This window comes from Streptomyces sp. SID5469 (assembly GCF_009862865.1).
In the GTDB taxonomy this organism is placed as follows: domain Bacteria; phylum Actinomycetota; class Actinomycetes; order Streptomycetales; family Streptomycetaceae; genus Streptomyces; species Streptomyces avermitilis.
The window spans coordinates 1,171,017-1,187,802 of sequence record NZ_WWIN01000001.1 but is presented as its reverse complement, the minus strand read 5'-3'; the positions used below and the strand labels follow the sequence as shown (position 1 = coordinate 1,187,802).

General features: G+C 68.9%; 1 protein-coding gene. It reads left to right on the top strand.

The window, feature by feature from the left end; translation table 11 throughout:
* Positions 1 to 52: 52 nt before the first annotated feature.
* The gene (locus tag GTY58_RS39485; protein WP_010982380.1) at positions 53 to 16,651 is read left to right on the top strand and encodes a type I polyketide synthase; all 16,599 of its coding nucleotides are present in this window, start codon (positions 53 to 55) and stop codon (positions 16,649 to 16,651) included.
* The last annotated feature ends 135 nt before the right edge of the window (positions 16,652 to 16,786 follow it).

The window sequence follows — 16,786 nt, the reverse complement described above, 5'->3', positions numbered from 1 at the left end:
CCCTTACGGCCATACGGGCCTTTCTGAGACTTCTTGAATTTGGGAGACAGTGATGGACACGTCCAGCGAAAAGCTCGTCGACGCGCTTAGGGCGTCTCTGAAGGCGAACCAGACCCTGCGGGCACGTAATGAGCAACTGGCAGCCGCCATGGAGGCGTCCAGCGAGCCGATTGCGATTGTGGGGATGGCGTGTCGTTTTCCGGGTGGGGTGTGTTCGCCGGAGGAGTTGTGGGAGCTGGTTGCGTCGGGTGGGGATGCGATTGGTGAATTTCCGGCCGGTCGGGGGTGGGATCTGGAGGGGTTGTTTGATTCGGACCCTGACCGGTCGGGGACGTCGTACGCGCGGTATGGCGGGTTTTTGTATGAGGCGGGGGAGTTCGATGCGGACTTCTTCGGGATCAGTCCGCGTGAGGCGTTGGCGATGGATCCGCAGCAGCGGTTGTTGCTGGAGACGTCGTGGGAGGCGTTCGAGCGGGCGGGTATCGATCCGCTGTCGATGCGTGGCTCCCGTACGGGTGTCTTCGCCGGGGTGATGTACCACGACTACGGATCCCGCCTGGGTACCATCCCCGAGGGATTCGAGGGCTACATCGGCAACGGTAGCGGCGGCGCCGTCGCGTCGGGCCGCGTCGCCTACACGCTCGGTCTCGAGGGCCCTGCCGTCTCGGTGGACACGGCATGTTCGTCGTCGTTGGTGGCGCTGCATCTGGCGTGCCAGTCGCTGCGGTCGGGTGAGTGCACGCTCGCGCTGGCCGGCGGTGTGACGGTGATGTCGACCCCGCACCTCTTCGTCGAGTTCTCACGCCAGCGCGGACTGTCGGTGGACGGCCGCTGCAAGTCCTTCGCGGGTGGAGCCGACGGCACCGGCATGGGCGAGGGCGTCGGGATGCTGTTGGTGGAGCGGTTGTCGGATGCGGTGCGGCTGGGGCATCGGGTGCTGGCGGTGCTGCGCGGCAGTGCGGTCAATCAGGACGGTGCGTCGAATGGGTTGACGGCGCCGAATGGTCCGGCTCAGGAGCGGGTGATCCGGCAGGCGTTGGCGAACGCGGGGTTGTCCGTGGCGGATGTGGATGTGGTGGAGGGGCATGGGACGGGCACGACGCTGGGTGATCCGATCGAGGCGCAGGCGTTGCTCGCCACGTACGGGCAGCGGGCCGGTAACAGGCCGCTGTGGCTGGGATCGGTGAAGTCGAACATCGGCCATGCGCAGGCTGCCGCGGGTGTGGGTGGGGTCATCAAGATGGTGATGGCGTTGCGGGAGGGGGTGTTGCCGCGGACGTTGCATGTGGATGAGCCGTCGCCGCAGGTGGACTGGTCCGCGGGGGCGGTGCGGCTGCTGACGGAGGCGGTGCCGTGGCCGGGGGACGCGGCAGGGCGGTTGCGGCGGGCGGGAGTGTCGTCGTTCGGGGTCAGTGGCACGAATGCGCATGTGATTTTGGAGGAGGCGCCGGCGGCGGGGGGCTGTGTTGCCGGGGGTGGGGTGTTGGAGGGTGCTCCGGGTCTTGCCATTTCGGTGGCTGAGTCGGTGGCCGCTCCAGTGGCTGTGTCTGCGCCGGTGGCTGAGTCGGTGCCGGTGCCGGTGCCGGTGCCGGTTCCTGTGCCGGTGTCGGCTAGGTCTGAGGCTGGGTTGCGGGCGCAGGCGGAGGCGTTGCGTCAGTACGTGGCAGTCCGGCCGGACGTTTCGCTTGCCGATGTGGGTGCGGGTCTGGCCTGTGGGCGGGCTGTGCTGGAGCATCGTGCGGTCGTCCTGGCCGCGGACCGTGAGGAGCTGGTGCAAGGGTTGGGGGCGCTGGCGGCGGGTGAGCCGGATCGGCGGGTGACCACGGGTCATGCGCCGGGTGGTGACCGGGGCGGTGTCGTCTTCGTGTTTCCCGGACAGGGTGGGCAGTGGGCCGGGATGGGTGTGCGTCTGCTCGCCTCCTCTCCGGTGTTCGCCCGGCGGATGCAGGCGTGCGAGGAGGCTCTGGCGCCGTGGGTGGACTGGTCTGTGGTGGACATCCTGCGCCGGGACGCGGGGGATGCGGTGTGGGAGCGGGCCGATGTGGTCCAGCCTGTGCTGTTCAGCGTCATGGTGTCTTTGGCTGCTCTGTGGCGTTCCTACGGTATCGAACCCGACGCGGTCCTTGGCCATTCCCAGGGCGAGATCGCGGCCGCGCATGTGTGTGGGGCGCTGAGCCTGAAGGACGCGGCGAAGACTGTTGCGCTGCGCAGCCGGGCGCTGGCCGCTGTGCGGGGCCGGGGCGGCATGGCCTCAGTGCCGCTGCCTGCCCAGGAGGTGGAGCAGCTCATTGGTGAGCGGTGGGCGGGGCGGTTGTGGGTGGCGGCGGTCAACGGCCCCCGCTCCACCGCCGTCTCGGGGGATGCCGAGGCGGTGGACGAGGTGCTGGCGTACTGTGCCGGCACCGGGGTGCGGGCCCGGCGGATCCCGGTCGACTATGCCTCGCACTGCCCCCATGTGCAGCCCCTGCGGGAGGAGTTGCTGGAGCTGCTGGGGGACATCAGCCCGCAGCCGTCCGGCGTGCCGTTCTTCTCCACGGTGGAGGGCACCTGGCTGGACACCACAACCCTGGACGCCGCCTACTGGTACCGCAACCTGCACCAGCCTGTCCGTTTCAGCGATGCCGTCCAGGCCCTGGCGGATGACGGACACCGCGTCTTCGTCGAAGTCAGCCCCCACCCCACCCTCGTCCCCGCCATCGAAGACACCACCGAAGACACCGCCGAAGACGTCACCGCGATCGGCAGCCTCCGCCGCGGCGACAACGACACCCGCCGCTTCCTCACCGCCCTCGCCCACACCCACACCACCGGCATCGGCACACCCACCACCTGGCACCACCACTACACCCACCACCACACCCACCCCCACAACCACCACCTCGACCTCCCCACTTATCCCTTCCAACGCCAGCACTACTGGCTCGACGCTCCCACGGGAGCAGGTGACGTCGCCGCTGCTGGCTTGGAGCCGGCCGAACACCCTCTGCTCGCGGCAACAGTCCAACTCGCAGACACGGACGGCTGCCTACTGACGGGTCGCCTGTCCTTGCGCTCGCATCCGTGGCTGGGCGATTACGAGGTGGGGGGTGCGGTCCTGCTGTCGGGGTCGGCGTTCGTGGAGCTGGCGGTCCAGGTTGGCGAACGCGTGGGCTGCACCCGAATCGAGCAACTCACTGTGCATGCGCCGCTGGTGGTTCCTGTGGGTGGGGGTGTGAGTGTGCAGGTTGGGGTTGCGGCTGCGGATGGGGAGGGGCGGCGTTTGGTGAGTGTGTATGCGCGGGGTGGGAGTGCTTGTGGTGGGGGTGGTGCGTCGGGTGGGGTGTGGACGTGTCATGCCTCGGGGGTGCTGGTTGAGGCTGCTGCTGGTGGTGGTGTGGTGGTGGATGGTCTGGCGGGGGTGTGGCCGCCGCGGGGTGCGGTGGCGGTGGATGTCGATGGTGTCCGTGACCGTTTGGCTGGGGCTGGTTGTGTTTTGGGGCCGGTGTTTTCGGGGCTGCGTGCGGTGTGGCGTGATGGGGGGGATTTGCTGGCTGAGGTGTGTCTGCCGGAGGAGGCGTGGGGTGATGCGGCTGGTTTTGGGCTGCATCCGGCGTTGCTGGATGGTGTGGTCCAGCCGTTGTCGGTGTTGCTTCCGGGTGGGACGGGGTTTGGGGAGGGGGCGGGGTTCGGGGAGGGTGTTCGGGTGCCGGCTGTGTGGGGTGGTGTGTCGCTTCACCGGGCGGGTGTGACCGGTGTGCGGGTGCGTGTGTGGGCTGTAGGGCGGGGCGGCGGGCGTGAGGCGGTGTCGGTCGTGGTCGGGGATGAGGCGGGTGTGCCGGTGGCGTCGGTCGATCGTCTTGAGTTGCGGCCTGTGGATATGGGTCAGTTGCGTGCTGTCTCGGTTTCGGCGGGGCGGCGGGGTTCGCTGTATGCGGTGCAGTGGGCTGAGGTGGGTCCTGTGCCGGTGTGTGGGCAGGCGTGGGCGTGGCACGAGGACGTGGGTGAGAGCGGTGGTGGGCCTGTGCCGGGGGTGGTGGTGTTGCGGTGCCCGGATGCCGGTGCCGGTGGCGGCGGTGGCGGTGGTGTGGGTGAGGTTGTTGGTGGGGTGTTGGGTGTGGTGCAGGGGTGGCTGGGGCTGGAGCGGTTTGCGGGTTCGCGGCTGGTGGTGGTGACCCGGGGTGCGGTGGTGGCCGGCCAAGAAGACGGCCCGGTGGATGTGGTGGGTGCGGCGGTGTGGGGGCTGGTGCGGTCGGCGCAGGCTGAGCATCCGGACCGGTTTGTCCTCCTCGACCTCGACACCGACACCGACACCGGCACCGACCTCGACACCGGTGCTGGTGCTGGTGCTGGTGCTGGTTGGGGCGTGGATGGTGGGCATGTGGCGGCGGTGGTGGCGTGTGGTGAGCCGCAGTTGGCGGTGCGTGGTGAGCGGGTGCTGGCCGCACGCCTGACGCGACTTGAGTCGTCCGTTGATGTACCTGCTCAGCGGTCCGGTGATGTTGCTGGTCGGGAGGTGTTGCCGTGGTTGTCGGGTGGGTCGGTGTTGGTGACGGGTGGGACGGGTGTGCTGGGTGCGGCGGTGGCGCGGCATCTGGCTGGTGTGTGTGGGGTGCGGGATCTGCTGTTGGTGAGCCGGCGTGGTCCGGATGCTCCGGGTGCGGAGGGTTTGCGGGCGGAGCTGGCCGCGTTGGGGGCGGAGGTGCGGATTGTTGCGTGTGATGTGGGGGAGCGGCGGGAGGTGGTCCGGCTGCTGGAGGGTGTTCCTGCCGGGTGTCCGCTGACGGGTGTCGTGCATGCGGCTGGTGTGCTGGACGATGCGACGATCGCCTCTCTCACGCCCGAGCGGCTGGGCACGGTGTTCGCGGCCAAGGTGGATGCCGCTCTTTTGCTGGATGAGCTGACGCGGGGTATGGAGCTGTCGGCGTTCGTGCTGTTCTCCTCGGCCGCGGGGATCCTGGGGTCGGCCGGGCAGGGCAACTACGCCGCGGCCAATGCCGCTCTGGACGCGCTGGCGTACCGGCGGCGGGCGGCGGGTCTGCCGGGGGTGTCGCTGGCGTGGGGGCTGTGGGAAGAGGCCAGCGGGATGACCGGGCACCTGGCCGGCACCGACCACCGGCGCATCATCCGTTCCGGTCTGCATCCCATGTCGACCCCGGACGCACTGGCTCTCTTCGATGCGGCCCTGGCTCTGGACCGGCCGGTCCTGCTGCCCGCCGACCTGCGTCCCGCCCCGCCCCTGCCGCCCCTGCTGCAGGACCTCCTGCCCGCCACCCGCCGCCGCACCACCCGCACCACCACTACCGGTGGTGCGGACAACGGCGCCCAGCTGCATGCCCGGCTGGCCGGCCAGACACACGAACAACAGCACACCACCCTCCTCGCCCTGGTCCGCTCCCACATCGCCACCGTCCTCGGCCACACCACCCCCGACACCATCCCCCCCGACCGCGCGTTCCGCGACCTCGGCTTCGACTCCCTCACCGCCGTCGAACTACGCAACCGGCTCTCCCGCACCACCGGACTCCGCCTCCCCACCACCCTCGCCTTCGACCACCCCAACCCCACCACCCTCACCCACCACCTCCACACACAACTTCTGGGCTCGGACAGCACTGCCTCCATCCCAGCTCCCCGTGCTGCGGCTGTGCCTGCAGACCAGGACGAGCCCGTCGCGATCATTGGCATGGCGTGCCGCTATCCCGGAGGCGTCACCTCAGCCGAGGAGCTGTGGGAACTGCTCGCATCGGGGAGGGACACGGTCGGCGAGTTTCCGACGGACCGTGGGTGGGACCTGGAAGCACTGTTCGATCCGGAACCGGGTCGGCCGGGCACCTCGTACACCCGCTGTGGGAGTTTCCTCTACGACGCGGGGGAGTTCGACGCCGGCTTCTTCGGGATCAGTCCGCGTGAGGCACTGGCGATGGACCCGCAGCAGCGATTGCTGCTGGAGGCCTCATGGGAGGCCATGGAGCAGGCAGGTATTGACCCTACGACCGTACGCGGGAGCCAGACAGGCGTGTTCGCGGGCCTCATTCCGCAGGCCTATGGACCCAGGCTGCACGAAAACGCCGCAGCCGACACCGAGGGCTATGTCCTGACCGGCACATCCGGGAGTGTGGCCTCCGGTCGTATCTCGTACACGTTTGGTTTTGAGGGTCCTGCGGTGTCGGTGGACACGGCTTGTTCCTCGTCGTTGGTGGCTTTACATCTGGCCTGTCAGGCGTTGCGTGCGGGTGAGTGCTCGATGGCGCTTGCCGGGGGTGTGACGGTGATGTCGTCTCCGGGTGCCTTCGTGGAGTTTTCGCGGCAGCGGGGTCTGGCCGCGGACGGGCATTGCAAGGCGTTCTCGGCGGCGGCGGACGGGACCGGCTGGGGTGAGGGTGTGGGGATGCTGCTGGTGGAGCGGCTCTCCGACGCCCGTCGCAACGGTCACCGTGTCCTGGCCGTGGTGCGTGGCAGTGCGGTCAACCAGGACGGTGCGAGCAACGGGCTGACCGCGCCCAACGGGCCCTCCCAGCAGCGTGTCATCCGCCAGGCCCTCGCCAACGCCGGCTTGTCGGCCGGTGATGTCGATGCGGTGGAGGCCCACGGCACCGGCACCACTTTGGGCGACCCGATCGAGGCCCAGGCCCTCCTTGCGACCTACGGGCAGGACCGTGCCGGCGAGGGGCCGCTGTGGCTGGGCTCGGTCAAGTCCAATGTCGGTCACACACAGGCTGCCGCGGGCGTCGCCGGGGTGATCAAGATGGTGATGGCGCTGCGGAATGGTCTGCTGCCGCGGACGTTGCATGTGGATGAGCCGTCGCCGCATGTGGACTGGTCCGCGGGTGCGGTGCAGCTGCTGACGGAGACGGTGCCCTGGCCCGGCGGGGAGGGGCGGCTACGGCGGGCAGGAGTGTCATCATTCGGCGTCAGCGGCACCAACGCCCACGTCATCCTCGAAGAAGCACCCGCCCACAACATCCCGTCAGACACACCCGCCGACGACGTTCCGGGGGGACCACCCGCCGGCGAGGATGCCGGTAGTGGCGAGGAGGCTGCTGCCGGCAGTCCAGGGGTGTGGCCGTGGCTGGTGTCGGCCAAGTCGCAGCCGGCCCTGCGCGCCCAGGCCCAGGCCCTGCACGCCCACCTCACCGACCACCCCGGCCTCGACCTCGCCGACGTCGGATACACCCTCGCCCACGCCCGCGCCGTGTTCGACCACCGCGCCACCCTCATCGCCGCCGACCGCGACACCTTCCTGCAAGCACTCCAGGCACTCGCCGCAGGCGAACCCCACCCCGCCGTCATCCACAGCAGCGCCCCAGGCGGGACCGGGACCGGGGAGGCCGCAGGAAAGACCGCATTCATCTGCTCCGGACAGGGCACCCAACGCCCCGGCATGGCCCACGGCCTCTACCACACCCACCCCGTCTTCGCCGCCGCACTCAACGACATCTGCACCCACCTCGACCCCCACCTCGACCACCCCCTCCTCCCCCTCCTCACCCAGGACCCCAACACCCAGGACACCACCACCCTCGAAGAAGCGGCCGCACTGCTCCAGCAGACCCCGTACGCCCAGCCCGCCCTCTTCGCCTTCCAGGTCGCCCTCCACCGCCTCCTCACCGACGGCTACCACATCACCCCCCACTACTACGCCGGACACTCCCTCGGCGAAATCACCGCCGCCCACCTCGCCGGCATCCTCACCCTCACCGACGCCACCACCCTCATCACCCAACGCGCCACCCTCATGCAAACCATGCCCCCCGGCACCATGACCACCCTCCACACCACCCCCCACCACATCACCCACCACATCACCGCCCACGAAAACGACCTCGCCATCGCCGCCATCAACACCCCCACCTCCCTCGTCATCAGCGGCACCCCCCACACCGTCCAACACATCACCACCCTCTGCCAACAACAAGGCATCAAAACCAAAACCCTCCCCACCAACCACGCCTTCCACTCCCCCCACACCAACCCCATCCTCAACCAACTCCACCAGCACACCCAAACCCTCACCTACCACCCACCCCACACCCCCCTCATCACCGCCAACACCCCACCCGACCAACTCCTCACCCCCCACTACTGGACCCAACAAGCCCGCAACACCGTCGACATAGCCACCACCACCCAAACCCTCCACCAACACGGCGTCACCACCTACATCGAACTCGGACCCGACAACACCCTCACCACCCTCACCCACCACAACCTCCCCAACACCCCCACCACCACCCTCACCCTCACCCACCCCCACCACCACCCCCAAACCCACCTCCTCACCAACCTCGCCAAAACCACCACCACCTGGCACCCCCACCACTACACCCACCACCACAACCAACCCCACACCCACACCCACCTCGACCTCCCCACCTACCCCTTCCAACACCACCACTACTGGCTCGAAAGCACACAGCCCGGTGCCGGCAACGTGTCAGCAGCCGGACTCGACCCCACCGAACACCCCCTACTCGGCGCCACATTGGAACTGGCCGAAGGGGACGGCTGCCTACTGACGGGGCGCCTCTCGTTGCGCACGCATCCCTGGCTCGCCGGCCATGCGGTAGGCGGTGTCGTGCTGCTGCCGGGTACGGCCTTCGCGGAACTGGCCCTTCATGCCGGAGAAAGTGTGGGTTGCGACCACGTGGACGAGCTGACGCTCCACACACCGTTGGTCATTCCTGAGGTCGGAGACGTGACCCTTCAGGTTGCCATTGCGGCGCCGGACGAGTCGGGTCGCCGCATGATGACCATCCACTCACGCGGTGAGGGCGGCAGTGGTGGAGCCGATGCGTCGGCCAGTGCGTGGACGCGTCATGCCGCGGGTGTGCTGAGCCCTGCCAAGGACGATGACACTGCCTCGTACGAGCTGCTTGCGGGACCCTGGCCTCCCGTTGGAGCTACGCCTGTCGACCTGAACACGGCTTACGATCAAATGGCCGACGCCGGCTTTGCTTATGGCCTGGCATTCCAAGGGTTGCGCGCGGCCTGGCGCTACGGCGACGACATCCTCGTCGAGGCACGTCTTCCCGAAGAAGTGTCGGGAGACGCGGCGGCGTACGGTCTGCACCCGGCCCTGCTCGACGCTGCCCTTCAGGGCACCGGCCTGCTTTCTGTGGCGGGTCCGGGGACGCCCGTCGTGCCCCATGTGTGGAACGGTCTGCGGTTCCGTACGCATGGTGCAGTCTCCGTGCGCGCGTGCCTGTCGACGCTTGGAGCGACAGGGGCGGCCGTGTGCGTGCGCATCACCGACGACACCGGGGTGCCGGTGGCGTCGGTCGATCGTCTTGAGTTGCGGCCTGTGGATATGGGTCAGTTGCGTGCTGTCTCGGTTTCGGCGGGGCGGCGGGGTTCGCTGTATGCGGTGCAGTGGGCTGAGGTGGGTCCTGTGCCGGTGTGTGGGCAGGCGTGGGCGTGGCACGAGGACGTGGGTGAGAGCGGTGGTGGGCCTGTGCCGGGGGTGGTGGTGTTGCGGTGCCCGGATGCCGGTGCCGATGGCGGCGGTGGCGGTGGTGTGGGTGAGGTTGTTGGTGGGGTGTTGGGTGTGGTGCAGGGGTGGCTGGGGCTGGAGCGGTTTGCGGGTTCGCGGCTGGTGGTGGTGACCCGGGGTGCGGTGGTGGCCGGCCCGGAGGACGGCCCGGTGGATGTGGTGGGTGCGGCGGTGTGGGGGCTGGTGCGGTCGGCGCAGGCTGAGCATCCGGACCGGTTTGTCCTCCTCGACCTGGACACCGACCTCGACAGCGGCGCTGACGCCGATGCCGGCAACGAGGCCGGTATGGGGTCTGGTCTGGATGGTGGGCGTGTGGCTGCGGTGGTGGCGTGTGGTGAGCCGCAGTTGGCGGTGCGTGGTGAGCGGGTGCTGGCCGCACGCCTGACACGACTTGAGTCGCCGGTTGATGTATCGGGTCGGGAGGTGTTGCCGTGGTTGTCGGGTGGGTCGGTGTTGGTGACGGGTGGGACGGGTGTGCTGGGTGCGGCGGTGGCGCGGCATCTGGCTGGTGTGTGTGGGGTGCGGGATCTGTTGTTGGTGAGCCGGCGTGGTCCGGATGCTCCGGGTGCGGAGGGTTTGCGGGCGGAGCTGGCCGCGTTGGGGGCGGAGGTGCGGATTGTTGCGTGTGATGTGGGGGAGCGGCGGGAGGTGGTCCGGCTGCTGGAGGGTGTTCCTGCCGGGTGTCCGCTGACGGGTGTCGTGCATGCGGCTGGTGTGCTGGACGATGCGACGATCGCCTCTCTCACGCCCGAGCGGCTGGGCACGGTGTTCGCGGCCAAGGTGGATGCCGCTCTTTTGCTGGATGAGCTGACGCGGGGTATGGAGCTGTCGGCGTTCGTGCTGTTCTCCTCGGCCGCGGGGATCCTGGGGTCGGCCGGGCAGGGCAACTACGCCGCGGCCAATGCCGCTCTGGACGCGCTGGCGTACCGGCGGCGGGCGGCGGGTCTGCCGGGGGTGTCGCTGGCGTGGGGGCTGTGGGAAGAGGCCAGCGGGATGACCGGGCACCTGGCCGGCACCGACCACCGGCGCATCATCCGTTCCGGTCTGCATCCCATGTCGACCCCGGACGCACTGGCTCTCTTCGATGCGGCCCTGGCTCTGGACCGGCCGGTCCTGCTGCCCGCCGACCTGCGTCCCGCCCCGCCCCTGCCGCCCCTGCTGCAGGACCTCCTGCCCGCCACCCGCCGCCGCACCACCCGCACCACCACTACCGGTGGTGCGGACAACGGCGCCCAGCTGCATGCCCGGCTGGCCGGCCAGACACACGAACAACAGCACACCACCCTCCTCGCCCTGGTCCGCTCCCACATCGCCACCGTCCTCGGCCACAACGCGCCGGAGATGATCCCCGTTGACTCGGCGTTCCGCGACCTAGGCTTCGACTCCTTGACAGCGGTGGAACTCCGTAACCGCCTGGGTGAGGCAACGGGACTGCGACTGCCGACCAGTCTGGTCTTCGACCAGCCGAATGCAGCGACCCTGGCGCGTCACCTACGTCGTGAGCTGATGGGCGACGACGCGGAAGGCGAGACGCCATCGCAGGTCGCACTTCATCAGGTTGCCGCGGATGAGCCGATTGCGATTGTGGGGATGGCGTGTCGTTTTCCGGGTGGGGTGTGTTCGCCGGAGGAGTTGTGGGAGCTGGTTGCGTCGGGTGGGGATGCGATTGGTGAATTTCCGGCCGGTCGGGGGTGGGATCTGGAGGGGTTGTTTGATTCGGACCCTGACCGGTCGGGGACGTCGTACGCGCGGTATGGCGGGTTTTTGTATGAGGCGGGGGAGTTCGATGCGGACTTCTTCGGGATCAGTCCGCGTGAGGCGTTGGCGATGGATCCGCAGCAGCGGTTGTTGCTGGAGACGTCGTGGGAGGCGTTCGAGCGGGCGGGTATCGATCCGCTGTCGATGCGTGGCTCCCGTACGGGTGTCTTCGCCGGGGTGATGTACCACGACTACGCCGCGCGTCTCCACCATGTCCCCGAGGGTTTCGAAGGCCTCATCGCCAACGGCAGCGCAGGCAGCGTCGCGACCGGCCGGGTGGCCTACAGCTTTGGCCTTGAGGGTCCGGCCGTGACCGTCGATACGGCGTGTTCGTCGTCGTTGGTGGCGTTGCATTGGGCGGCGCAGGCGTTGCGTGCGGGTGAGTGTTCGATGGCGCTTGCCGGGGGTGTGACGGTGATGTCGTCTCCGGGTACGTTTGTGGAGTTCTCACGTCAGCGGGGTCTGGCCGCGGACGGGCGGTGCAAGGCCTATTCGGCGGCTGCTGACGGTACCGGCTGGGCCGAGGGTGTGGGGATGCTGCTGGTGGAGCGGCTCTCCGACGCCCGTCGCAACGGTCACCGTGTCCTGGCCGTGGTGCGTGGCAGTGCGGTCAACCAGGACGGTGCGAGCAACGGTCTGACCGCGCCCAACGGGCCCTCCCAGCAGCGTGTCATCCGTCAGGCCCTGGCCAATGCGGGACTGACCCCGGCCGATGTCGACGCAGTGGAGGGCCACGGCACCGGGACCACTCTGGGGGACCCGATCGAGGCCCAGGCACTCCTGGCCGCCTACGGACAACACCGCCCCCACCACCGCCCCTTGTGGCTGGGATCCCTCAAATCCAACATCGGGCACGCACAGGCCGCCGCGGGCGTGGGCGGAGTCATCAAGATGGTGATGGCCCTGCGCAACGGGCTGCTGCCACAGACCCTCCACGTGGACGAGCCCACCCCCCAGGTCGACTGGTCCACAGGCGCAGTACAACTCCTGACACAACCGGTGCCCTGGCCCGCCGACCCGGCCGGCCGGCCACGCCACGCCGGCGTGTCATCATTCGGCGTCAGCGGCACCAACGCCCATGTGATTTTGGAGGAGGCGCCTGCGGCGGCGGGCGGTGCTGCCGGTGGTGGGGTGTCGGTGGGTGCTCCGAATCCAGCCCTTCCGGTGGCTGAGTCTGAGCCGGTGCCGGTGCCGGTGCCGGTGTCGGCGAGGTCTGAGGCCGGGTTGCGGGCGCAGGCACAGGCGTTGCGCCAGTACGTGGCAGCCCGCCCGGACATGTCACCTGCCGACATCGGTGCGGGTCTGGCCCGCGGCCGGGCCGTACTGGAACACCGCGCCGTCATCCTGGCCGCGGACCGCGAGGAACTGGCGCAGGCACTGACAGCCCTGGCAGCCGGCGAACCCCACCCCCACATCACCACAGGCCACACCCGGGGCAGTGACCGCGGCGGCGTCGTCTTCGTCTTCCCCGGACAGGGCGGCCAGTGGGCCGGGATGGGCCTGACCCTGCTCACCTCCTCACCCGTGTTCGCCGAACACATCGACGCATGCGAGAAAGCCCTCACCCCCTGGGTGCCCTGGTCCCTGACCGACATCCTGCACCGCGACCCCGACGACCCCGCATGGCAACAAGCCGACGTGGTCCAGCCCGTGCTCTTCAGCATCATGGTCTCCCTCGCCGCCCTGTGGCGCTCCTACGGCATCGAACCCGACGCGGTCCTCGGCCACTCCCAGGGAGAAATCGCCGCCGCCCACATCTGCGGCGCACTCAGCCTGAAAGACGCCGCCAAAACCGTTGCACTGCGCAGCCAGGCACTGGCCGCCGTACGAGGCCGGGGCGCCATGGTCTCACTGCCCCTGCCCGCCCAGGACGTGCAGCAGCTCATTTCCGAACGGTGGGAAGGGCAGTTGTGGGTGGCAGCCCTCAACGGCCCCCACTCCACCACCGTCTCCGGCGACACCACCGCAGTAGAAGAACTCCTCACCCACTGTGCCGACACCGGCCTACGGGCCAAACGCATCCCCGTCGACTACGCCTCCCACTGCCCCCACGTCCAACCCCTCCACGACGAACTCCTGCACCTGCTGGGAGACATCACCCCCCAGCCGTCCACCATGCCGTTCTTCTCCACCGTCGTAGGGCACCTGGTCTGGTACACCACAACCCTGGACGCCGCCTACTGGTACCGCAACCTCCACCAGCCCGTCCGCTTCAGCCACGCCATCCAGACCCTGACCGACGACGGACACCGCCCCTTCATCGAAATCAGTCCCCACCCCACCCTCGTCCCCGCCATCGAAGACACCACCGAAAACACCACCGAAAACATCACCGCGACCGGCAGCCTCCGCCGCGGCGACAACGACACCCACCGCTTCCTCACCGCCCTCGCCCACACCCACACCACCGGCATTCGGACACCCACCACCTGGCACCACCACTACACCCAAACCCACCCCCACCCCCACAACCACCACCTCGACCTGCCCACCTACCCCTTCCAACACCAGCACTACTGGCTCCAACCACCCACCACGACAACCGACCTCACCACCACCGGCCTCACCCCCACCCACCACCCCCTCCTCACCGCAACACTCACCCTCGCCAACAACAACACACAACTACTCACCGGCCGCCTCTCCCTACGCACCCACCCCTGGCTCACCGACCACACCGTCGTCGGTACCACTCTTGTGCCAGGAACCGCCCTCCTCGAACTCGCCCTCCAAGCAACCACGACCGACCACCTCGAAGAACTCGCCCTCCACACGCCTCTCGTCATCCCCCGTGAGGGTGCCGTCGACGTTCAGGTGCACATCAATCCACCGGACGACACCGACACTCGTTCACTGACGATCTACTCGCGAAGCGAGAACGCCCCCGCAGCGGCTCCCTGGCGTCATCACGCCACGGCCGTTCTGGGAACCAAGACCTCGCGCATTGAGACAGGCCGTAGCCACGATGATCTGTCGATGTGGCCGCCAGCGGGCGCAGTTCGCTGTGCTGATGAGGAATTGGCAGCCTTGTATGGCGACTACGAGGCAAATGGCTTTGTCTATGGCCCCGCATTCCGGGGGCTGACTGCTGCCTGGCGTCTGGGAGACGAGGTGTTTGCCGAGGTTCGCCTTCCAGAACAGGTGCACGGCGAGGCATCCGCGTACAACCTGCACCCGGCACTGCTGGATGCTGCCTTGCACGCAGCGGCCTTTGCGCCGTCGGGCAGTCTGCCGCAGGGATCCGTACCGTTCTCCTTCACCGGTGTGACGCTGCACGCCGCCAATGCGTCGTCGTTGCGCGTGCGACTCTCGCCGGCCGATCCGAACAGCGGCCACGCCGCAGTTTCCGTGCTGGTCACGGATGACACCGGTACGCCCGTGGCGTCCGTCGAGGCGTTGGCGGTGCGCCCGTTGGCGGCGGACGAATTGCGAGCTGCCGAGCGCGCCGTACAGCGCGCTGAGCTCTTCGACATGAAGTGGGTTGAGGTGCCCTCAGATGTACTGGTGTCGGGCGGGGCATCGGTGGTGGTGCTGGATGGTGCCGACGACCTCGTTGGTCTGGCGGCTGAGGAGGATGGTGTGCCGGGGGTGGTGGTGTTGCGGTGCCCGGATGCCGGTGCCGATGGCGGCGGTGGTGGCGGTGGTGTGGGTGAGGTTGTTGGTGGGGTGTTGGGTGTGGTGCAGGGGTGGCTGGGGCTGGAGCGGTTTGCGGGTTCGCGGCTGGTGGTGGTGACCCGGGGTGCGGTGGTGGCCGGCCCGGAGGACGGCCCGGTGGATGGCCCGGTGGATGTGGTGGGTGCGGCGGTGTGGGGGCTGGTGCGGTCGGCGCAGGCTGAGCATCCGGACCGGTTTGTCCTCCTCGACCTGGACACCGACCTCGACAGCGGCGCTGACCGCGATGCCGGCAACGAGGCCGGTATGGGGTCTGGTCTGGATGGTGGGCGTGTGGCTGCGGTGGTGGCGTGTGGTGAGCCGCAGTTGGCGGTGCGTGGTGAGCGGGTGCTGGCCGCACGCCTGACACGACTTGAGTCGCCGGTTGATGTATCGGGTCGGGAGGTGTTGCCGTGGTTGTCGGGTGGGTCGGTGTTGGTGACGGGTGGGACGGGTGTGCTGGGTGCGGCGGTGGCGCGGCATCTGGCTGGTGTGTGTGGGGTGCGGGATCTGTTGTTGGTGAGCCGGCGTGGTCCGGATGCTCCGGGTGCGGAGGGTTTGCGGGCGGAGCTGGCCGCGTTGGGGGCGGAGGTGCGGATTGTTGCGTGTGATGTGGGGGAGCGGCGGGAGGTGGTCCGGCTGCTGGAGGGTGTTCCTGCCGGGTGTCCGCTGACGGGTGTCGTGCATGCGGCTGGTGTGCTGGACGATGCGACGATCGCCTCTCTCACGCCCGAGCGGCTGGGCACGGTGTTCGCGGCCAAGGTGGATGCCGCTCTTTTGCTGGATGAGCTGACGCGGGGTATGGAGCTGTCGGCGTTCGTGCTGTTCTCCTCGGCCGCGGGGATCCTGGGGTCGGCCGGGCAGGGCAACTACGCCGCGGCCAATGCCGCTCTGGACGCGCTGGCGTACCGGCGGCGGGCGGCGGGTCTGCCGGGGGTGTCGCTGGCGTGGGGGCTGTGGGAAGAGGCCAGCGGGATGACCGGGCATCTGGCCGGCACCGACCACCGGCGCATCATCCGTTCCGGTCTGCATCCCATGTCGACCCCGGACGCACTGGCCCTCTTCGATGCGGCCCTGGCTCTGGACCGGCCGGTCCTGCTGCCCGCCGACCTGCGTCCCGCCCCGCCCCTGCCGCCCCTGCTGCAGGACCTCCTGCCCGCCACCCGCCGCCGCACCACCCGCACCACCACTACCGGTGGTGCGGACAACGGCGCCCAGCTGCACGGCCGGCTGGCCGGCCAGACACACGAACAACAGCACACCACCCTCCTCGCCCTGGTCCGCTCCCACATCGCCACCGTCCTGGGCCACACCACCCCCGACACCATCCCCCCCGACCGCGCGTTCCGCGACCTCGGCTTCGACTCCCTCACCGCCGTCGAACTACGCAACCGGCTCTCCCACACCACCGGACTCCGCCTCCCCACCACCCTCGCCTTCGACCACCCCAACCCCACCACCCTCACCCACCACCTCCACACACAACTCGTCAGCAAGGGACTCACCGCCGCGGCCGAGCCGGACGCCGCAACGACACCCCCGGGGCTGCCCTCGCTGCTCTCGGAGCTCGAGCGGCTGGAGGCGGTAGTGCTCTCCTCCACCACATCCTCCGCTGCCCCGCTGGACGACGGCGCGCGCACGCGGCTGGCCTCCCGACTGCATTCCCTCGCCCAGAAGTTGAACGGCGACGACACCGCCCCCGACCTCGCAGAGACATCGGACGAGGAGATGTTCGCTCTCATCGACAGGGAAGTCGGATTCGAATCTCAATGAAGCCCAGAAACCACTCCGAGCTCACTTCACTCCCTCCCACTCCCATGTCCACGCTCACCCCCGGGCCGACGCCAACCCCCACACCTCCCCCTTCACTCGTCACTGTCGTTCCCCTCCCAGCCACCCCCCTTCACC

Bases quoted from the DNA above. Each gene is read 5' to 3' on its own strand.
- GTY58_RS39485 (WP_010982380.1), top strand. From the start codon at position 53: ATGGACACGTCCAGCGAAAAGCTCGTCGACGCGCTTAGGGCGTCTCTG.